The sequence below is a fragment of the Melioribacteraceae bacterium genome (assembly GCA_019638015.1).
In the GTDB taxonomy this organism is placed as follows: Bacteria; Bacteroidota; Ignavibacteria; order Ignavibacteriales; family Melioribacteraceae; genus JAHBUP01.
In genome coordinates this window covers 1,458,773-1,479,830 of sequence record JAHBUP010000001.1, presented here as the reverse complement: position 1 = coordinate 1,479,830, position 21,058 = coordinate 1,458,773, and the positions used below count along the sequence as shown (strand labels likewise).

Sequence of the window (21,058 nt, the reverse complement as noted above, 5' to 3'; positions counted from 1 at the left end):
CATGATTTCCGCTTTTATTTTCGCACTCCATCTTCTATTTATCTTATACGTCTTTTCCTTAAAATGGCAAAGTGAGTCGATTGGATCGGGCTTTATTAATTTAGCTCTTATAGTTATTTTGTTTACAATCGGCTGGTCAATAACTAGCACATTTGCTAAAGTGCTTTTTGATCAGAAAGGATTTGGAGTTCACTTCGACAGAGATACTATTTCGCTTTTTTCGCTGGCGATTATTGAATATTTCTTCTACAAATTTTACTACGGCGAAGATAAAACTACTGAAGTCGATACGGAAATGTAATTACAACAGTCTGCTCACTCTGATTAACATTTGCAGGCAGAGGTTCAAATCGCCACTGTCTCAGAGAGTTCATTGCCGCGGTTTCTAATCTTGCATCAGCTTTTATAAGGGGGAAAATTCTTCCAACAGTCCCATCCGGTAAAATCGTAAATCTTAATTTTACATCAATTTCTTTGGCTACTCCATCCGGGTACTCTGGCAAGGAATAACTGTAAATTCTTCTTTTTCCTCTTCCACCAAAATCTAATTCAAAACCATAGCCTCCTGCTCCGCTGCCATCCTGCAAATTTCCTTTAGCCTCATTTTCATTTTTTACAAGAGGTTTAACTTTAGATGGATCTACTTCATCCTTTGCTATTTTTTTAATGGGATTAACAACATTCTCAGCATCTTCATTTTTTACTTTCGGAAGCTCAACTTTTTTCAATTCATCTTTTTGATCATTTTTTTTCTCTTCCTTTTTAAGAACTTCATCCTCAGTTTTATTTATATTGGCAGGAGAACCAAACCCGGATCCTGACCCGAAACCAATTAACAAATAGTCGTCGAGCTTCTGTTCATTATTTACTTTTATAAAAAAAAGTATTACTGCTAATATTAAATGAAAAATAAAAGAATAGAGGTAGGAGGTATTTCTATCGTTTTTAAACATTAGAATGATTCTTTTTCAGTTTGAATAGTAAATTTATCCACCCCAATACCCTTTGCGATATCAATAACTTTTATTACCGCATCAATCTGCACACTCTGATCAGCTCTTATCACTAAATTATTCTGCATAGCTTGGGGTATCTGGGCGAGTTTTGCTGATAAGTTCAGGAATGTAACTTCCTCGGTATTCAAATATATTTTCCCCTTATCGGTTAGTGTAATTGTGAGATTTGTTGCAGAGGTTTGCTCATTATTTTTTGCGCCAGGAAGTTTAACCTTAACTCCGGTTTGAACAACAAATTGACTTGTTAATAGAAAAAATATCAATAACAAAATTACGATGTCGGTTAATGAAGAAAAGTTAAAAGCGCTAAGAGGCTTATGCTGAGTTCTAAAATTCATTTTTATTTATAACTCCTCTTCTACTTCTTCGGTTATGCCTTTTTGTGTATCATCCAAGACATCAATAATATCGGTAGCTATCATTTCCATATCTATAACAACTTTATTTACCATACTCAATAAATAATTGTAAATGGCAAGAACAGGAATGCCAACAAATAATCCAAAAGCCGTGGTAATAAGCGCTTCCCAAATACCGCCGGCTAAATCGGCAGGACCAGCAGCACCTTGTAGCTCTTGAATTTTCATAAATGCGCCTATCATTCCCGTAACTGTTCCAAGAAATCCAAGCATAGGGGCCGCACCCGCAATTGTAGCCAGAGTAGATAATCCCCTTTCGAGTTTGGAGATTTCATGTCTTCCGGCAGAATCAATTGCTTCAATAACCCTTTCTCTACCTAACTTAGATTTTTTTAGCCCCTTTTTGATAATATTGGAAGTAGGTGTTTTTTCCTCCATGCACAATGCAATAGCAGAAGCCACATCTTTTTTCTTCAATAAATTTCTCATTTTCATTAAAAAAGATGGAGTGTTAATTTTTGCTTTTTTGAGAGACATAAATTTTTCAATTGTAATTGCGACGGCTACTAACGAGGTACCTAAAATTACCCACATTAAAAAACCACCCTTTAAAAATATTTCGATAAGATTCATATTTACCTGTTAATAATTATTTAAATTTTGTTAAAAAAGTTTCCGCTTCTATTTGTGTTTTGAAAGGTCCAACTCTAACTCGGTACCAAATTCCACCTTTCTCGGGGAGGTTTACTTCTTGTATATACGCGTTTGTTCCCGAATCTCTTAATTGAATAATTTCTTGATCTGCTTTTATACGGTTCCGCCATGAAGATATTTGAGCAAAATAGTTTTTCCCATCATAGTATAATGAATTGCTGATGCGTGTTTCAGTCCCACTATTACTAGCTTTTACATTAGGATTATTTTGAGCAGGTGGCACTATCTTATTTTCTATTCTATTATTTGTAAGTACTTTATTATTCGCGGTTTTACTCTCATCTTGTTTTTGAGGAGTTGCGATCCCTTCATTTTTTAGAGTATTGTTAATCTTACTATTCTTCTCATCAATATTTGCTACTCTGGGGAAATCGCTAACCTCTCCTGGAATTATTGCGGTTGGGTCATCAATAAAGGACTCACTGCTATAAGGATTGGCAGGAGTTCCGGCAATAAAATTATCATTACTTTCATTGTTTTCTACTTCACCCTGTGCAGAATTTTGTATAGAAGAGTTTTTTAATAGAATATAAGTAGTTAACGAAAGTGCCCCCACCAAGGCTATTGATAAAATAATGAGCAGAGTTCTGTAAAATTTAAAATTTTCAGCAGGCTTGGGTGTAGGGGTTACTTCTTTCGTAAAATATGATTGAGGTTGTTCGCCTGTAAACTCTTTAGATAAACCAATCGCTATTTTACTTTTTCTAGCTGCCGGTTTTTCCTCAACGAATTCATACGTTGAAGAAAATAATGTGTTGGATGCTCTGTAGGATGTTTCTTGATCAAATTCTCGTTTAGCCTCAATTACTGCGCGAAGATTGGATGTTTTTGTGCTCCGAGAGTTTGACTCTGAAGGTTCAAAATCATCCCTTCTTTCTTCTGATTCAATTCTTGTTCTTCGCCTCTCGGCGGCAATTTCTTGGGTTATCCTTTTCTCAATCTCCTGCTGTCTTTTTTCTTCAATAAACTCATTCTCTAATTCTTCTTTTAGCTTCTTCTCTAACTGATCTTCATGTATTTTGTCATACGTTCCTATCTTCTGATCCGGCAGTTCTTCAACTATCTCATCAACTAAATTTAAATCTCCATCCTCACTTATAGAATCAAAATTATTTAATACTACATCTTCATTAAAAGGAATAACACCGAATTCTTCTTTTAATTCATCACCCCAATTCCAATCTATCTTATCATTCTGCTCATCAACAACATCCTCCCAAATTATTTCCTCATCACTACTTTGTCCAGTATCATCATTCTTACCAACACTTTCAAAATTATTTTCATCAATAAATTGATGAGTTATCAATTCCTCCTCAATAATTTTAGAAGCATATTCGGGAAGCGTAATCTCTACTTCATCATCTTTTTGTTCATCATCTAGTAAATGTGGTAACCCGATATCAAATTTAACTTCTTCCTCAAAAGATTCAACTGGTTTGTCATTCAGAAAATTTTTAACACCATCTACAGCATCATTTCTTTCAATCGTATTAGTAATTTCTGAGTCCTTCAAACCTTTACCCGGCAGATCATCCTTTAGCATTTGATCAACCGTTATTGTGTTCTCCGGCAGATCTAGTTTTAGTAACTCAGTTTCATCAAACTCAAAATCAAGAGGCTCTTCAGTGTCAATTTTATCTGATTCAATATTTCTATTAATAGTCACGGCATTATCATTGATTTGATTCTCGGTGTCCGGGGGTGTAGATTCTTCTTGCTTGCCCGATTTTTCTCCAAACAATTTGATTTTACTCTGAACGAGTAAATCATTAAGCTGTTTTGTAAAATCAGCACCGTCAGGAGTATCGATCAAACTATGCCTAATATCGAAAGAATCATCATCAATTAAATCTGGATTTCTCAGAGAATCAAATTTTAAGTCGGCTGTTAACTTGTCGAGTTCTTGAGAAGTATTCTGTTCTTTTTCAGTCTTACCTGAAGAATCGTAAAAGTCATTCCAAATATTATAATTAGGGATTTGATCACTCTCAATTATAACTTCCTGAGCTCTCTCTTCAATAGATTTTCTGAGCATGGCATAAGAAGTTTCGAGATCACTAGTCTCTTCTTCAATACTTAGCGGGATTAATGGTTTACCTATTCCGAGGCTAAAGACTTGAGAATCAAATTCGGTTGAGTTTTTATTTTTCTTCGATACATCAATTGTTAGGTAAAGATTTTTTGTTTCTCTTTTAAGACTTTCAACCGGCGGGGTAAATACTATTGTTGCGTTTATTTTTTTAGTTTGTTCTTTCAGTTGAAAAAATCCAACTCCCGGGACTTTAATAGTAATGCCATCTACCAGCCCTTGTACTAATTTCTCGACAAAAATATCAAAGGATAATTCTCTTTGGGAGTTTGAAACACCGAGAATATCAGCAATTTTATTTTTCAACTCATCTAAATTCATCTAAATTCTTCTTTCGTTTTACCAACGGTACTCAATTCCAGCTAAAATATCGAACGGCTTCTTTTTGTAATTTGCCCATGCAAAGTTACCTTTATTCAAGATGTTTTGAAAGTCGGCCGTAATTTTAAAATTCTTAATCAATTCATAATAAATTGAGATGCCAAGATTTTGGGTGCTCTCTAGTTTTGAGGTGTTTGTAATATTTGTATACGCGCCACTTTCGTAAGCTAAATTAATGGACGCTCCAAATCCGGTATTAAACTTTTTTCCATATTCGGCATAGAACGAAAACTCAGGTTCATACGGAACAGTCATCGAATTTCCATCTGTAGTTTTAGTATATGATGCTTCGCCGAAAAAATAACCATATGCGGTTGGTAAATAATTAAAGTTGAGACCTACTTTAGTTTTATTTGCTTTGGGTGATAACATAACATCAAACTTGCCTGGATTTAATAAATCGCTGAAGTATGGATAATCATCCGATTTGTATAATTGTCCAAATCCCGTAATCGAAAAGTATCTCTCATACTCGTATTTGATAATTCCGCTGGCATAAAAATTATTCTTTGTAGTGGCATTATTTAATGTATTCATAACAACAAATGGATTTATGGCTGCAAATTTTTCTGTTGTTTGAAATTCTAAATTCGGCTTAAACTCCAAAGCGCTGCTCAATCCCTTATATAATCTATACTGTAAAGAAACTGTTGGAAGTATCCTCGAACCCGAATCATACTTATAATAATTAACACCTCCATTTATTAATAGTTCATCTAATATTTTCCAATCCGAAGTAATACTTAAATTGATAAATGTAGTATTACTTTCAACAATATTTTTTATCATTTTTTGATTCGTAAAGTTCAATTTTGCATTGAGATTAATATCATTAATTATTGGCTTAATAAAAAAGGTACCATTAATGTTTGTTTCCTTAAGTCCGGAATCGATAAGCTGAAAGATTGAACCATTTGTCATCACGCCATAGTTGAGCCATTTGGTGTATTGATTAATAAGAGAGAATCTGATATTACCGGTATTTGTTTCTCTTTCCTCTGTTGGGTCAGCAGCTCCGTAAAAATGATATAAATCCTTTACGTATCCGGCATCAAGTTTAAAGGTGGTTCCGGGTAAAAAGTCGGATGCGGAACTGATGTAAAATTCATGCCCCAACGACCCGCCAAATTTATAACCATTTGTGTAGGGTAAATATTCTGTATTCTTCAATCCAAACAAATTTGCTGAAAAAAGATAATTTTCGAATGGCTGAAAAATTTTCAGAGAAATTTCAGGAATTGTATATTGCCCGATTCTTGCTTTAATTCTTGAGGATTTAAAAATATCATTCCCAAAAAATTTAGGGAACCCAGACCCAGGGTAAGATTCAATAAATATTGGGAGCTCCTCTGGAGAAAATGTGGGAAGTAAAAACTCTTTTGAAAGAGTTGAAATTAATTCCGGCTTGTTCTTTTTCGCAGGAGGTAAATCTACATTTTGTTTGCCTGTAATTACAAAATCGGGTAGTTCAATGGCCTGCTGTTCATTTTGGGCAGCTATATTGTTAAATACAAATAAAAGAATTATTAACGTAATATTTTTCATAATTTATTTATTTTCCTTTTAGCTTCTTCGGCAAAGGGACCACTCGTGTGTCGTGTTAAAACTGCTCTGTACATTTCACGGGCTAATTTTTTATCCTTAATTTTAACATAACAATCTCCCAAACGGAGCAAAGAATTTGTGTACCACTCATCGTATCCCGCGTAAACTGATCTTACCCGGACAAAAGAAGTTATTGCTTCTTGAATTTTATTTTGCTCATAAAGTAAAATACCAAGCTGATACTGGGCTTCAGCGCCAATATCGTCAGTTCTTTTTTCGGCAACTTCTCTGAAATACTCGTCGGCTTTGCTAAAATTTTTATTTAGTAGTTCTATTTTTCCAGCTTCAATTTTTGCTTTAGAGGAGAATACATTCCCATCATAGTAAGTAATTATCTGATCATAAGTTGAAAGTGCATCGCTGTTGTTACCATTTTTTACTTCATTCCCTCCTAACAAAAATAACAGTTCGGGAATTCTATTAGAAGTGGGGACAAGTGCGATGGTTTCCTTTAAAGTATTTATTGCTTGAGAATATTCTTTTCTGCTATTATAGAGATTTGCTAATTCAATTGTAGATGAAATACCAATATCACTTTTGGGGTTGAGTTCTCTCGATCTTATAAAGTTTGAAAGCGCTTCATCGTTTCTTTTTAAATTGCCTGCACTTTTACCAATCCAAAAATAAGCAGTTGAAACTAAAGGGCTAATGGGAAATAATTGTATAAACTCCTTGAATGATGAGTAAGAAGTTTGATAATCTCCAATACTGTAACTCAAATCTCCCTTCTTAAAGTGAATTTGATCGGTAAACTTTGAACCGGGATTGGCTTGAATAAATTGATCAATAAAGGCTACAGCTTTTTGCGGTTCATCTTTTGCGACATATGAGTATTGTATCCCATTTACCGCATCAAAAATAAATTGGGTATTGGGGTATTCGGAAAGAACCCTTGTATAAAATATTATCGACGAATCATACTCAGCTAAATTAAAATAAGCGTCGCCAATTGAATAATAGGCAATTGGTTTAAGATTAGAAGAAGGATATTGATTAAGTAATTCTATGTAATTATTTATTGCCCCTCTAAAATTATTCTGCTGAAAATTTATCCACCCAATCACATACTGCGAATCATCCACATAACTTGAGCGTGGGAATTTTTTTTGAAGTTCAATAAATTTATTTAATGCTTCATTCGAATTGCCAGCTTTAAATAACGATTGAGCATATTGGTAATATGCCGCATCATTTGTTTGGATTAATCTTTCATTACTAAAAATATCACGATAAACTTCCGCGGCTTTATCAAAATTCTTCATTCCGTAATAGCTGTCGGCGAGTCTAAGTTTTAACTCACTAGCTTGCAAATCTCGTGGATAGCTCAAAATATAATCTTTAAAGGCAATCGAAGAATTAATATAATCTTTAAGGTTGAAGAGAGTGTACGCTCTCCCCATTTGAGTTTGTCGAGTTATATTTTCATCTGAAGATTTGATTGAATTATATTGCCTTAATGCAGCACTGTATTTACCAAGCATAAAATAGGTTTCCGCGAGATAGAACATAACCTTATCTGGTTCAAAATTTCTTGCGTCTGACCTTAGTGTCTCCAATACTTTCTCAGCATTAGAATAATCATTCAAATAATAAAGTGAAATTGCCTCACCAAGTTTTAAGCGATTCTTTAATTGTCGGTCATCAATTCTTATCTTATCATATTCAACAAAATAATTTTTCGCGTCAACATATTTTTTTTGTGATAATCTAATTTCTCCGAGCATTACAGCGGCTCTAACCTTAGTGACAGCATCCCTTGAACCGAGTGCATTTTTAAGCGCATTTTCAGAATTACTACTGTTTTGATTACCCAACTTCATTGCGCCAATACTAAGTTGGGCACGCGAGGCGTAATTATGTTCCGGATATAATTCTATAAAGTTGTTAAATATTTTAGTTGACGTTTCAACATCACCCAAATACCTCTTGCATTCGCCGCTCCAAAATAAAGCTGATATTTTAAGAGTATCACTAGCATCAATATTTACATCATTAAAATTGGCATAAGCTTCTTCATAATTACCCAGTTGAAAATCAATCCAGGCAAGTGCGTATTTTATTTTATTAAGATTTGTGTTGGTGCTTAGTCTTTGAATTAAATCTGAATAAACCTTTTTACCTTGAGAATACTCACGAAGATTTACATAAGAATTTGCTAGTAAAAACTTAGCCTCTGTTAAATCTTTTTCATCCAACTCAGAAATCAACGGGTCATTCAGTTCAATAATTGCATTATCATAATCTTTGAGACTGTAGTAACAAACTCCTATTCTGAATTGAGCTTTTCTGGCAAGATAATTTTCATTGTAATAGGTCAATATTTCATCATACTGGTTTACTGCACTTGAGTAGTCCCGTAGGTTTTCGTAAGTGAGTCCCAGCGAATAAAGCGAATTAACGTAATATTTATTTGTCCTTTTATTTGCTAATGCGTCTCTAAAATTCTCTTCAGCATCAATAAATTTATTTTCGGCATAAAATGATTCACCTACCATATATAATGCTGATCCGGTGAATTCACTGTATTTATATTCAGTTAATAATTGTCTTAGCCTGTCTCTCTGTTTTCTGAATTCCTTTTTTTCAAAGTATATTACTCCAAGTTCATAAAGAGAGGCACTTCTGTAATTTGAATGAGGATATTGATTTATAAAATTTTCAAGTATTGGCGAAGCTCCATCAATCTGATTTAATTTAATTAGACATAATGCCGAGTAAAACACAGCCTCTGTTATTTTTTGTTCATCATAGTTAGTTTCATGATCTATATCGGAAAGGATTTTATATGCTTCAGCATATTGTTGTTTTTCGAATAACTCAATCCCCTCACTTATAACTCGAGAGTGTTGGCCAAAGGTTAGTCCAGTCAAGACTAATAATAGAAATAATTTTTTCATAATATCCATTAGTTAGTATCAAAACAATAAAATTTTATTACTTCAGTGTATATTCTATCGCAACTTTATTCAAACTATGAAATACGCGTATTTCCACCTAAAAATGGTATTAAGCTACGTTTATACAATTATTTAAATAATTGTTTTAAAAATAATGTAATTGAGTAGTTGTACCTAATTACACAATCAATATGTTTAATGTAATAGTATAAAGATTGTTAAAAATACTTATCTATACCAGATAAAAAAAAAGCCCCTTAAGGGGCTTAAGAATTACTTTAACAGTTTAAGCTCATACTCGGCCAATTTTCTGTATTGTACATCTTTTTTAGCTTCTTCAAAGAGCTGTTTAGCCTTTGTTAAATCTTGTTTTTGCTTGAAAGCCATACCTTTATAATAATTAGCCGCACCATGCATTTTAGAGTTTTTCATTGCCAGAACATGATCTGTTGTGGAAATGGTTTTATCATAATCGGCAGTTTCATAATAAGCTGTAGCGAGAATTATATATGCGGCATCAAGAGGAGACATTTTAATTGCTTCGTTCAATTGGGAAATAGCATTAGCATAATTACCATCTTTTTTTGACTGTTCTCCCTGTTTAACTAAGGCTTTTGCCATATCCTCTTTAGCTTTATCTTTAAATTGTTTTTTCGAAGTGGTTTGTTCGAATTTTTTAAATGCTTCAACAGCTTCAGCATAATTACCTTGCGTAAAATAGGTACCGCCTAAGCCATTGTATGCTAAATCAAATTGTGGATTAGCAGAGATAGAGGATTTGAATGCATCAATTGCTTCTTTATCTTTCCCCTTTTTCTTAAGGGCAATCCCTAGTTGATAATAAATTCTATAATCTTTTGCATGATTTAATGCAGATTGATATTGTCCAATCGCTCCATCTAAGTTACCGGATTTCATTAATTGATTACCTTCATTATAAGATTTAGCGGCATCGGCAGGCATATCGGACTGACCAGATATATTAAATGTAAAAAGTGATAAGCAAATTACAAGGGAAATGAATAATTGATTTTTTTTCATAGGTACCCTAAGGTTTTAGTTAAAAGATATGGTGCGGAAAGCGGGACTCGAACCCGCACGCCCTAACGGGCACTACCCCCTCAAAGTAGCGTGTATACCAATTTCACCACTTCCGCAAAGAACAGAGCAAAAAATATCAGTTGACAACTATAAAATCAACCCTTTTATATCAGTGCACTATTTTTTGTCAATTTTTATCATTCTCCCTTCTGGGCCTCTCCATTATTGCTTCTCGAAGCTCTCGCTTAAATTTATTATCAAAAACTAATAACTTAACTATTTGAGCCTTTGAGAGAATATCTGTTAACGACTTAAAATAGATTTCCCTTTCCTTAGAAATTTTTTGTTCAATTGAGAGAAGATTGTCCATTTGGTCACCAAAATATTTATCACTTCCTCCCGATTCTTTAATTTCCTTTTCTAATTTTTCGAGTAGGGAAAATCGTTGTCCCATAATTTCCTTCATCTTTTTCTGATGCTCATTTTTGCGGGCAAAAAAACGAACTGCTGTTTCTTCATCAAGGTCGAGTAATTCTATAGTCTTTGCACGTTCCCAAGTCTCAAACTTTTCCATAGAGCGTTTATTTTGTTTATGCTGTGCAATTATAGAAATAGGAACTACTATGAGTAATAACAATAGCATCCTTTTCATTTTGTACCTCTTTGTAAATTAATATTATCAAGTTTTATTAGAAGCTGATTTACCTCATCATCCGAAAGCGTTTCAAGATTTGGGCTATTCCAAATTGTCCCCGGATAATCCTCCTCTTCAGAATCATAACCCTCATTTTCGGTAGTGTAGATATTAGGGATTGCGTTTTCACCATAAAGATTGGAGAAATAATTATAAGTCTCTATTTCGGTATATACCCTTTCTGCAGTGGATCCATCAAAGAGACTTTCAATAATCAAGTTATCGAAATTTTCAAAATCTAAGAGGCTATCTGATTTCTTAAATATCCCTAAAAGGACTAATACTACCAATACTAAAGAAATTGGTAGTGAATACGCGAATTTGGTGAAATAGTTTTTTGATTTAAGTTTAGAATTTCTCTCGTGCACTAACGGGAGTAAATTATTAAAGTATGCATCATCCGATGACATCTCAGAAATTCTTCCCATTTCGAATATTTTCGCTTTTACATTTTCAAATCTATCTTTTAAATCTGACGAATTTTTTAATTCTTCTTCAAAACGAATTATTTCGTCGGGAGTCATCAATCCTGATAAATACCTGAGCATATCTTCATTATTATTTTTCATTTGTCAACTCCAGTACTTTTCTTAAAGCATGAAAATAATTTGCCTTTAATCCCCCAACACTTTTTCCTGTCATCTTCGAAATCTCTTCATACGAAAGTTCATTAAAATTTCTCAGCACAAAAACCTCCCGTTGTTTAACGGGTATTTTTTGAAGTGCGTTGGTAATAGTTTTAACTTTTTCCTTTGTTTCAATGTCGTATATAAAATCTCTCTCATTTTTTAATTCAAGTGTCGCATCATCATCGATCGAAAAGAACTTTCTGATATTCCTTCTCTTAATTTCATTCAAGCATCTTGTATTTACTATTTTATAAACCCATGTATAGAAGGAGGAAAGAAAATTGAATCCATTAATTTTTCTGTAAATCACCAAAAAAACTTCCTGAGTAATTTCATCGGCATCGTGATGATTGCCTAACATCTGACGAGCCTGCCAGTAAATTCTTTTTTGGTACTTTTTTACCAATTTATTGTAGGCTGTTTCATCACCACCGATGAATTTATTTATAAGTTCAAAATCTTCCTCGTTCGCCATGCAATGTCATTATTATGGGGATTTGACAAAAACTCGTGCGGTTTGGTTTAATAACACCGAATTAAACTTTTCGTTTCTAAAAGGTGTCGAATAACCGAAATCAAATAAAATAAAGGAAAATATAATGAAAAAGTTAACATTCATTCTCACAATAGTTTTTCTATTGGGGCCCAACCTATTAAGCGCACAACCATCACACCGCGGTAAAGATAATCAAGAACGGAATAATTTCAGACAAATCCTAAATCTCACTTCAGAACAGGAAGTAAAGATGAATAGTGAAAAAATACGCTTCCAAAAACAAATTCTAGATTACCGTAACAAAATTCAAAATTATCGTTTAGATATTAAAGAAATGATGCTGGGCAATCAATTTGATGAGCAAAAATTCTTAAAGCTGAATGAAGATATATTAAAAACTGAAACTGAGCTAAAAATGGAACGGAATAAACATTGGTTAAATGTTTATAAAATGCTCGATTCAGACCAACAAAAAAGTTGGATTAAAAATTACGGGAATTTGAAAAAACACTTAAGGGAGGGAATTGCACAAAAAGATTGTTGTAAAGGGAATAAAAGAATGAAAAGAGAGAGCAAAAATTAAAAAAAATTAATTAAAATTATCTTGGATTAGTAGGACGAACTTCAACCTCACTAATAAGAGCATGCGGCGGAAGTTGAATAATAGCTGAAACAGTTTGGGCTACATCATCCGGTGTTAAAACTTTAGATAAATTTTCCGGCTCTAAAGGTGTACCGGCCAGCATTTCGGTTCCAACAGAACCTGGACAAACCGCCGCAACTCTTATATTATGATTTCTCACTTCCAGCATTAAAGATTTTGTAAATCCCATTAAGGCATGTTTGCTTGCGGCATACATTGTTCCACCAACAAATGCATTTTTACCAGCCAGTGATGAAATATTAATAATTGTGCCTCCCTTTTTTTCAATCATATTTGGAAGAACAGCTTTTGTAAAATTATAAACCCCGTAAAGATTGGTATTTATTTGTGCTTTAAAATCATCTAATGAACTTTCCATAAATGTTTTGAATATTGCCACCCCAGCATTATTTACTAAAATATCTATTTTACCAAATTGTAGAGTAACTTGATTTACAGACTCATTCACAAACATTGAATTGGAAACATCTCCAGCAAAATAAACAGCTTCCCTTCCATATTTGCTTATTTCATTGGTTAGGGAGCTCAATAACTCCTCTGATCTGCCGAATAATGCAAGGTCGTATCCTTCGTGAGCTAAACGAAGCGAAATAGCTCTGCCAATCCCACGACTCGCACCGGTTACTATAGCCAATGAATCTTTTTTCATAAATCCCCACTTATTGGTCTTATTGTTATATCTTCCGCTACTAAATTGCTCTTATTTTTATATAAAGTAAATATCAAATCGGCAATGTCATCGGCGTTCATCATTTTACTGATTTTTGAGGAAAGAACCTTCTCCGGCCAAATCGGAGTGGCCGTGGCTCCAGGTGAAATATTGATAATTCGAATATTATTTTCTCTCAATTCTTCCCTAAGAACGTTTGTATAGGCCAATAAACCATTTTTTGAAGCTGAATAAGCGCTGCTAGCGGTAAAAATTCTTTTTGTAACTACAGATAAAATATTAATTATTGTACCATTTTTTGAGTTCAACATATCCTGAAGAACAGATTTAATAGCGTAAATTGCTCCCAATAGGTTTGTATTTATTATTTCTTCAATTTTTTCGACAGAATCATCTGCGGCTTTGGAAAAAGAGGTAATACCAGCATTATTTATTAAACCAACGAAATTAAATTTGTCACTAAAATTTGAAATCATCATTTCAATTGAGGTACGCGAACTCATGTCTACTCTTTCAATACTAATGAGATCTAAATTATTAATTTCATTTTTCAGTTTTTCTAATTCGTTGAGTCTTCTGGAAGTTGCGGTAACATGAATATTATTTGATGTGAATTTTTTAACCAGGCTCTTACCAATCCCTGAACTAGCACCAGTAATCCAAACTGTATCTTTTTTTGTTACAGTCATAAATTTTTGTTTTTAATTAGATTAAGAAATTCAACTCTTGTTCGTGCGTCTTCTTTGAATATTCCATGCATTGCGCTGGTTGCAGTAATTGAATTTTGTTTTTGTACTCCTCTCATCATCATGCACATATGAAGTCCTTCAACAACAACGGCTACTCCACGGGGAGAAAGATACTTTTCAATAGTATCGGCAATTTCTTGTGTCATTCTCTCCTGAACTTGCAATCGTTGAGAAAATGCATCAACAATTCTAGGTATCTTACTTAAACCAACAATTTTACCATTTGGAACATACGCCACATGAACTTTTCCATAAAAAGGAAGTAAATGATGTTCGCACATGCTATAAAAATCTATATCTTTTACAATAACCATTTCATCATACTTCTCATTGAAAATAGCGCCGTTTAATATTTGTTCAATATTTTTCGAATAACCTTGTGTCAGAAATTGGTATGCTTTCGCAACACGATGCGGAGTTTTCAACAAACCTTCACGGGAAAGGTCCTCACCAATTTCACCTAAAATATTTTTAACATTTTTTTCGATTATCTCAAGATTCACCTGTTTTACTCCCCTTTATATTCAACATAATTATTCTCTGTCTCGCGTAACCGTACGCAGTATAACTTGCCGCTGGGAATTTTATCTTTTAATTCGTCCCAAATTGAAATAGCAATAACTTCTGCTGTAGGAATTTTTCCTGCCAAAAAATCTACATCCATATTGAGATTTTTGTGGTCAACTTTATTAATAATATTTTCACGAATAATATTTTTAAGCAATTTGAGATCAATCAAGTATCCGGTTTTGGGATCAACTTCACCAGCCACAATTACTTCAAGTGTGTAATTATGCCCATGACCATTAGCATTCGCGCATTTACCAAACAAAGCAAAATTCTCCTCAGCACTAAGTGTTTCATTGTACAACCTATGTGCTGAACTGAATACTTCTCTCCTCGAAACGTAAATCATCTTAAGTCCTTCATTAAAAACAATACCTCATCAGCATGCCCAGCAACTTTAACCTTTGGGAATATTCTTTTGATTTTCCCATCCGTACCGATTATAAAAGTTGTTCTCTCAATTCCCATATATTTTTTTCCGTACATACTTTTTTCTTTCCATACACCATATTTTTCAACAACTTTTTTATCTTCATCAGCGAGTAGAATAAAAGGGAGATCGTACTTTTCAACAAATTTTTTATGCATAGCAACTGAATCGATACTAATGCCAATTATCACGGCATTCATTTTTTCGAATTTTGGGAAGAGATCTCTAAAATCGCATGCTTCCTGTGTGCACCCGCTGGTCATATCTTTGGGATAAAAGTAGAGGATTACATTTTGATCTTTAAAATCTGACAGCGAAACTTTTATACCTTCGCTATCGGGGAGTGTAAAATTTGGGGCTTTGTGACCAACTTCTAACATTAGTTTTTCCTTTATTTGCCGAAACACCTAACAAATTAGAAATAGTTCCTTTAAAATGAAAAGGGGAAGTTTAAGATTAACTTCCCCTTACATATTTAAGCAATTTTTTTGAGAGCTTCATGAATTGCGTTATAATTTGGTTCTTCGCCGGCGTTTTCCAATACTTCAGCATATTGAATTATGCCATTTTTATCGATAACGAAAGCCGATCTTTTAGCGACACCTTTTAAGTCCCACTTCCCTGGCAACCAATTTTCATAGAATGCATCATATAATTTTGCTACTTCTTTGTTAAAATCACTCAAAAGTGGAAAATTGAAATTATATTTATCAACCCAAAGTTTTTGAGAGAAAGGCATATCAACACTAATACCAAATACTTGAGCCTCTACGGATTCGTAATCTTTCATGCTATCTCTGGTTGAGCATAATTCCTTTTCACAAACTCCAGTACCAACTGCAGGGAAAAATAAAAGAAGTACATTTTTTTTTCCGTTATAATTACTCAAAGTATGTGTTTCATTTGAGGTATCTTTTAATGAAAAATCGGGTGCTTTATCACCAATTTTTAGTGCCATAACATAACTCCTTTTTTTTAGTCGATTAATTTTCTACCAATTCGAACACGAACTTGAAATTCAACTTTTCCCTCCGAAGTAACTCTTCCCCTCTGTTCTAAAACCTCAAACCAAGAAACTTTTTTTTCTGTATTTGATTCCAGAATTACTTCACGAATTGCTTCGTTTGCTCCCTCTGTTGAAACTCCTACTCGTTCTATTATTTCGAATGACTTCGACATTATAACCTCCATTAATGAATTAAAAGTTCAAAATATCTTTAAAAGCCAATTTTTTGGCTACCGACTGCCCAAATATAAGTTTGATTTAATTAAGATAATCCTTTTTTTGCTTTTTTTGTGGGTTATTTCTAAGTTTATACAGACTAAATCTAAATAATTGATCGAAAGATGACTAGAGAAGCAGCATATGAAGAATTAAGAAGTTTTTTAAAAAGAGCTGAACATCGCCTAACACCTGAAAGATTTGAGGTTCTTGATTACGCTATCGATTTTGATGGGCATTTTGGGGCTGATGATTTATACATTAAAATGAAAAATGCAAACTCCAATATTTCCAGAGCTACTATTTACAATACGATTGACTTACTGGCGAATTGTGGCATTTTATCCAAACGAAATTTCGGCGAAAACAAAACCCGTTTTGAATCTAATATTGGTAAAAAATCGCACGATCATTTAATCTGTGTAAATTGTGGAGCAATAAAAGAATTTACAGAACCACGATTGGAAAAAATTATAAACGAAGTATCAAATGAAATTGGATTTGATGTATCGGGATACTCATTCAATATATTCGGCAAGTGCTCAAACCCAAATTGCCGAGAAAATTCTAATAAGTCCTCATCAATAAATCCAGTGAAATTTTAATGTAACTTAAATGTATATTCTATTGTAATAAGTAAGTTTTTAAATTTTTCTTTATTAAAAAAATGAGAAATAATAAATATTTGGCTAATATTTACAATAATCACTATAGACAACTGTCATTTTTTGTTTCACATAAGTATTAAATTAATCTGAGGTTACAATGAAAAAAATTCTTTTTCTTCTAATTATTATATCCGGCATCAATTATTCCCAAGATAGAACCGTTTCAAAAGAAATTACAGCGCAAGAAATAAAAGACCATGTTTATTTTTTAGCTTCCGATGAAATGAAAGGAAGATTTACAGGTTCAGCAGAGGAGTTACTAGCGGCTGAATATATTAAAACATGTTTCGAAGCAGCAGGGTTAAGGCCACTTTTTAATGGGAGCTGGTTTCAAGAATTTTCTTTTATCGAAAAAGTTGAACTCAGCAACAAAAATTCCTTTAATTATTCACCAAGAAAAAAGAAAAATCTGTTTACACTCAGCAATGATTTTACAGTCATTGGCTTTTCCAGTAACACAACTGTTTCCGCTCCAATAGTTTTTGCGGGTTATGGAATTTCAGCGCCTACTTTAAATTATGACGACTACTCAGGCATCGATGTAAAAGATAAAATAGTATTAGTGATGCGGAATCACCCAGAGCACGATTCTTCTCGATCAGCATTCGATCGATTCGCATCGCTGCGAAATAAGGCAAAAAATGCTCAGGAAAAGGGGGCTAAAGGAATTATTTTCATTAATGGCATTTACCCAAAAAATGAGGACGCACTCCCCAATCCAAAATATGACGGTGCACGGGCAATGAACGATTTTGCAGTCGTACAGATGAAAAGAGAATTGGGTATCGAACTATTCAGTGATAACGGTTTGGATTTTGAGTCCATTCAAAAAAATATTGACTTGAATAAAAAACCCAATTCATTCTTGCTAGAGAATTTATCAGCCCAAATTACAACCGACTTAAAAGAGGTTGAGAAAACTGCAAGAAATGTAGGCGGAATGCTTGAAGGTAATGATCCGGTATTAAAAAATGAAGTAGTTGTTGTTGGCGGACATTATGATCATCTTGGGATTGATCAATTATCCGAATCATCCATGTATAAAGGAACTGATAAACAAATTCACAACGGAGCTGATGATAATGCATCAGGCACAACTGGAGTTATTGAGGTTGCCGAAAAATTATCTTTTATGAAAGATAAAATTAAAAGAACTTATTACTTTACCGCATTTTCAGGTGAGGAATTGGGATTGCTCGGATCGGCATATCTAACAAATAATTTCCCAACCGATATTTCCAATACTGCCGCTATGCTCAATATGGATATGATTGGAAGAATTAATGAAGAAAATAGATTAACTGTAATTGGTGCTGGGACTTCTTCAAAGTGGAAAGATATTTTAAATGCAAAAAATAATTATAACCTGAATTTAGCATTTAGTGATGGCGGTTCTGGCGGCAGCGATCATCAAGCATTTTCAAATAAAAATATTCCAGTTTTATTTTTCTTTACCGGAACACACACAGATTACCACAAACCTTCTGATGATGCTGATAAAATTAATTATGAAGGACAGGAAAAAGTATTAAATTTTGTTTTTGATGTAGCCCTCGCACTTGATGAATTGAAGGAGAAACCAGACTATGTAAAAGTTGCTGAACCGACAAATAGAGGAATGGGAAGATCGCGTGTTTCTATTGGTACTGTTCCCGAATTTGGTTGGAATGGTGAAGGTTATAAATTGAGCGGCGTTACAGAAGGTGGCTCTGCCGCAAAAGCGGGACTTAAATCGGGAGATATAATTGTGAAATTCGGTGCAAAAAAAGTATCCAACATTTATGATTTTATGTACGCGGTTCAAGATTTCAAACCCGGTGATACAGTTGATGTCGTTGTTTTAAGGGATGGAAAAGAAGAAACATTTTCTTTAGAATTAGTAGCCCGCTAGATAATACTTTTGATCGGCGTGGTTACCATTAATCACGCCGGTTTTAATTCACACCCAAACTAATCGAGAATAAATAATTACGAGGCAATCCGGGTTCAATGTAGTATGCCTCTCCTCCCATTATATCTGGATTGATGAAAGATGAAGAAACATATTTAGTATTGAATAAATTATTGACAGAAATAAATCCGGTTAGGTAAATTCCTCCTACTAAATCTAATGGCTTAATAAGTGCCAGTTTGATGTTCGAAATTGAGCTTGAAGGGACTTTAACTTTATTTGCGTCATCAACATAATAACTGCTTGTTCCACCAAATGTGTAAGAAAACAAAACATGTTTTAAAAATTCAGGTTTGTATTCTATTGTTAAATTGTAAAAGCTCTCCGGAATTCCTGCTGTTTTGTTCCCGCTATAATTTGCTGTAGCACCAGATTTTTTATAGTGAAGTGAATCGACTAGATATTCATCGTATTTAGAATTTAAATATGTAAATGATGCTTTTAACTTTAGTCTTTGTTTAAATTCAGCTTCGGTAAATAATTCAACTCCATCCCTGTGAGATTTTCCTGAAGTTAAATAAAACGCTCCCCCTCCATATGGAACTATATCGTTCTCTATATTAATTCGATATGCGGAAAGTTCTAGCATTAAATAGCGCATAAAATTTTCATCACCCCAATACCATATTTGTTTTGTACCAAATTCATAGGTAGTTGAAATTATTGGTTCTAGTAATGGATTTAATAAGAATAATTTATCATCTCCAAATGTAGAAAGTGGATCAGTTTCATTACCGGCCGGTACCTCAACACCACCGCCAATATTAGTGAAAAGGCTTATTGATGGTGTAATGCGGTATGTCAATCCAACCTTTGGTGTAAACTTTTCAAAAACTTTTTCATTTAAACCAATGCCAGGATCCAAATAATTTTCGGAATAATAAGTTACCGCGTCATACCTGCCGCCGGCGATTAAACTTAATTTGTCATCATAAATAATTTCATTCTGCAAGAAGGCACCAAAATTATTCGCCCCCTCTCTTTTATTAGTACGCAATTTATCTCCTCTGCCATTTGAAGCAGAAAGATTATAAAATAAAATCGCTCCATCTTGATATGCTTCATCAATTCCCGCCACAAAATAATTACCAAATGAATCTCCAAATGTGGATTGGTTTTTATAAATCAAATTACCGCCGGCAAAATATCTCGTGAAATCACGAAAAGTTCCTCTCTCTGATCTTTGAAGATATTTAGGCGAAATAAAACTCATAAAATCTATCGAGTTTTGCTCATCGAATTTATATTCAAAAGTAAATCCTAACTTTCCAATTTTATTATGCCTTCTTTCATCCCTTGCGGAGTAAAATAAATTAGATGATTGAGGGTTATTATTATATTGGCTCTCCGTTAATGGTCCGGGTACATGAAACATGTTTGAAACAGCTGAAGCAAAAATGTTGAGATTGCTTCGAGAATTAAATGAGGTAAGAACTCCAATATTTACAAGAGTTCGGTAGCTTGATGAATTCTTACGCCATCCAGCAAAAGAAGAATTAGATATATTTAAAAATACTTTGCCATTTTCAAGATTGGCCAGTGATTTTAATCTGGTTTGCTTAAAACCGAATGAGCCAATCGAATGGATTATTTCGGCGAATGATTTATTACTTGAAGGGACCATAGAAATATTAATAACTCCCCCCGAAGCATTTCCCCAAATAGAAGATGCATTAGAGCGAACAACTTCGATTGAAGATGAAAGCCCCAAGTCAATTAAATCAAACGATGTTCTTCCATCAGGTTCAGTTTCGGGAATACCATCTACCAGCACTCTAATCCCTCTGGAAGTGCCCGAATTTGATCTATCACCAGCCCCTCTGGCTCCAAATCCCCTAATCGTTACCCGAACATCTTGATTCCCTGCGCGCGACTGCGCCAGCACACCGGGGGCACTATTCAAAATCTCATCGAAGCCGTATCCTTTGATAGTTGATAATCCCTCATTTATTATTGAAATGGAAAATGGAATTTCTATTAATGGTTCAGTATATCTTGTTGCTGTAATTGTAACTTGATTAAGATTGTATTTTAGTGAATCACTTTTCTCGACTGGTTGAGCAAGAATCACCGCATAAACAAAAATTAGAAGAAGAACTTTTTTCATAAGTCTTTCGGGTTGAACTGTTAGTTAATTATCTGAAATTAATATGGTGGTGAAAATAATAAAGTGTTGCTAAAATGGATAGGTTATTTCACGTAGATTTAAAATT

22 protein-coding genes and 1 tRNA gene are annotated in these 21,058 nt (G+C 33.8%); 4 read left to right on the top strand and 19 right to left on the bottom strand.

Annotated features, from left to right (window positions below):
* Position 1: 1 nt before the first annotated feature.
* Positions 2–301 (top strand): hypothetical protein, encoded by a 300-nt coding sequence (locus tag KF816_06155; protein MBX3007595.1) that lies wholly within the window; start codon positions 2–4, stop codon positions 299–301.
* Here KF816_06155 and KF816_06150 read toward each other — a convergent pair.
* The 11 genes from KF816_06150 to KF816_06100 all read right to left on the bottom strand — a co-directional run bounded on the left by KF816_06150 (position 276) and on the right by KF816_06100 (position 11,903).
* The gene (locus tag KF816_06150; GenBank protein ID MBX3007594.1) at positions 276–953 is read right to left on the bottom strand and encodes a TonB family protein; all 678 of its coding nucleotides are present in this window, start codon (positions 951–953) and stop codon (positions 276–278) included. The two genes, KF816_06155 and KF816_06150, sit on opposite strands and share 26 nt — an antisense overlap.
* Positions 953–1,354: a biopolymer transporter ExbD gene (locus KF816_06145; GenBank protein MBX3007593.1), complete on the bottom strand. Its 402-nt coding sequence runs from the start codon at positions 1,352–1,354 to the stop codon at positions 953–955. Before KF816_06145 ends, KF816_06150 begins: the two co-directional genes overlap by 1 nt.
* Before the next feature lie 6 nt (positions 1,355–1,360).
* Complete coding sequence (locus tag KF816_06140) at positions 1,361–2,008, bottom strand: MotA/TolQ/ExbB proton channel family protein (protein ID MBX3007592.1); 648 nt, start codon at positions 2,006–2,008, stop codon at positions 1,361–1,363.
* Between the two features lie 16 nt (positions 2,009–2,024).
* Positions 2,025–4,502: an SPOR domain-containing protein gene (locus KF816_06135; GenBank protein ID MBX3007591.1), complete on the bottom strand. Its 2,478-nt coding sequence runs from the start codon at positions 4,500–4,502 to the stop codon at positions 2,025–2,027.
* 18 nt (positions 4,503–4,520) lie between these two features.
* Positions 4,521–6,107 (bottom strand): hypothetical protein, encoded by a 1,587-nt coding sequence (locus KF816_06130; GenBank protein ID MBX3007590.1) that lies wholly within the window; start codon positions 6,105–6,107, stop codon positions 4,521–4,523.
* Complete coding sequence (locus KF816_06125) at positions 6,104–9,064, bottom strand: tetratricopeptide repeat protein (GenBank protein ID MBX3007589.1); 2,961 nt, start codon at positions 9,062–9,064, stop codon at positions 6,104–6,106. Before KF816_06125 ends, KF816_06130 begins: the two co-directional genes overlap by 4 nt.
* 273 nt (positions 9,065–9,337) lie before the next feature.
* Complete coding sequence (locus tag KF816_06120) at positions 9,338–10,105, bottom strand: tetratricopeptide repeat protein (GenBank protein ID MBX3007588.1); 768 nt, start codon at positions 10,103–10,105, stop codon at positions 9,338–9,340.
* Positions 10,106–10,134: 29 nt separating this feature from the next.
* Positions 10,135–10,221 (bottom strand) — tRNA-Leu (locus KF816_06115).
* Positions 10,222–10,292: 71 nt separating this feature from the next.
* Positions 10,293–10,757 (bottom strand): hypothetical protein, encoded by a 465-nt coding sequence (locus tag KF816_06110; GenBank protein MBX3007587.1) that lies wholly within the window; start codon positions 10,755–10,757, stop codon positions 10,293–10,295.
* Positions 10,754–11,368 (bottom strand): hypothetical protein, encoded by a 615-nt coding sequence (locus KF816_06105; protein ID MBX3007586.1) that lies wholly within the window; start codon positions 11,366–11,368, stop codon positions 10,754–10,756. Before KF816_06105 ends, KF816_06110 begins: the two co-directional genes overlap by 4 nt.
* A complete protein-coding gene (locus KF816_06100) occupies positions 11,358–11,903 on the bottom strand; it encodes an RNA polymerase sigma factor (protein ID MBX3007585.1) in 546 nt (181 codons plus the stop codon). The genes KF816_06105 and KF816_06100 overlap by 11 nt, the downstream gene beginning before the upstream one ends.
* A 124-nt stretch (positions 11,904–12,027) precedes the next feature.
* On the opposite strand from KF816_06100, the gene KF816_06095 reads away from it, so the two are divergent.
* Positions 12,028–12,507 (top strand): periplasmic heavy metal sensor, encoded by a 480-nt coding sequence (locus KF816_06095; protein ID MBX3007584.1) that lies wholly within the window; start codon positions 12,028–12,030, stop codon positions 12,505–12,507.
* 16 nt (positions 12,508–12,523) lie between these two features.
* On the opposite strand, the gene KF816_06090 is transcribed toward KF816_06095, so the two are convergent.
* The 7 genes from KF816_06090 to KF816_06060 all read right to left on the bottom strand — a co-directional run bounded on the left by KF816_06090 (position 12,524) and on the right by KF816_06060 (position 16,183).
* Positions 12,524–13,237, bottom strand: a complete 714-nt coding sequence (locus KF816_06090) for an SDR family NAD(P)-dependent oxidoreductase (GenBank protein ID MBX3007583.1) — start codon at positions 13,235–13,237, stop codon at positions 12,524–12,526.
* Entirely contained in the window at positions 13,234–13,947 is a 714-nt protein-coding gene (locus KF816_06085; protein ID MBX3007582.1) for an SDR family NAD(P)-dependent oxidoreductase, read from the bottom strand. Before KF816_06085 ends, KF816_06090 begins: the two co-directional genes overlap by 4 nt.
* The gene (folE, locus tag KF816_06080; GenBank protein ID MBX3007581.1) at positions 13,944–14,510 is read right to left on the bottom strand and encodes a GTP cyclohydrolase I FolE; all 567 of its coding nucleotides are present in this window, start codon (positions 14,508–14,510) and stop codon (positions 13,944–13,946) included. Before folE ends, KF816_06085 begins: the two co-directional genes overlap by 4 nt.
* A gap of 5 nt (positions 14,511–14,515) precedes the next feature.
* Complete coding sequence (locus KF816_06075) at positions 14,516–14,923, bottom strand: 6-carboxytetrahydropterin synthase (protein ID MBX3007580.1); 408 nt, start codon at positions 14,921–14,923, stop codon at positions 14,516–14,518.
* Complete coding sequence (gene bcp, locus KF816_06070; protein ID MBX3007579.1) at positions 14,920–15,384, bottom strand: thioredoxin-dependent thiol peroxidase; 465 nt, start codon at positions 15,382–15,384, stop codon at positions 14,920–14,922. The genes KF816_06075 and bcp overlap by 4 nt, the downstream gene beginning before the upstream one ends.
* 95 nt (positions 15,385–15,479) lie before the next feature.
* The gene (locus KF816_06065) at positions 15,480–15,962 is read right to left on the bottom strand and encodes a redoxin domain-containing protein (GenBank protein ID MBX3007578.1); all 483 of its coding nucleotides are present in this window, start codon (positions 15,960–15,962) and stop codon (positions 15,480–15,482) included.
* A gap of 17 nt (positions 15,963–15,979) precedes the next feature.
* Complete coding sequence (locus KF816_06060) at positions 15,980–16,183, bottom strand: dodecin domain-containing protein (GenBank protein MBX3007577.1); 204 nt, start codon at positions 16,181–16,183, stop codon at positions 15,980–15,982.
* Positions 16,184–16,351: 168 nt separating this feature from the next.
* Between KF816_06060 and KF816_06055 the strand changes: the two genes are divergently transcribed.
* Together KF816_06055 and KF816_06050 are read left to right on the top strand one after the other, a co-directional pair.
* Positions 16,352–16,831 carry a transcriptional repressor gene (locus KF816_06055; GenBank protein MBX3007576.1) on the top strand — a complete coding sequence of 160 codons (480 nt, stop codon included), beginning with the start codon at positions 16,352–16,354 and terminating at the stop codon, positions 16,829–16,831.
* Positions 16,832–16,991: 160 nt separating this feature from the next.
* Positions 16,992–18,785: a M28 family peptidase gene (locus KF816_06050; protein ID MBX3007575.1), complete on the top strand. Its 1,794-nt coding sequence runs from the start codon at positions 16,992–16,994 to the stop codon at positions 18,783–18,785.
* Between the two features lie 43 nt (positions 18,786–18,828).
* Here the strand turns inward: KF816_06050 and KF816_06045 are convergent, their stop codons facing one another.
* The gene (locus KF816_06045; protein ID MBX3007574.1) at positions 18,829–20,952 is read right to left on the bottom strand and encodes a TonB-dependent receptor; all 2,124 of its coding nucleotides are present in this window, start codon (positions 20,950–20,952) and stop codon (positions 18,829–18,831) included.
* Positions 20,953–21,058 lie beyond the last annotated feature (106 nt).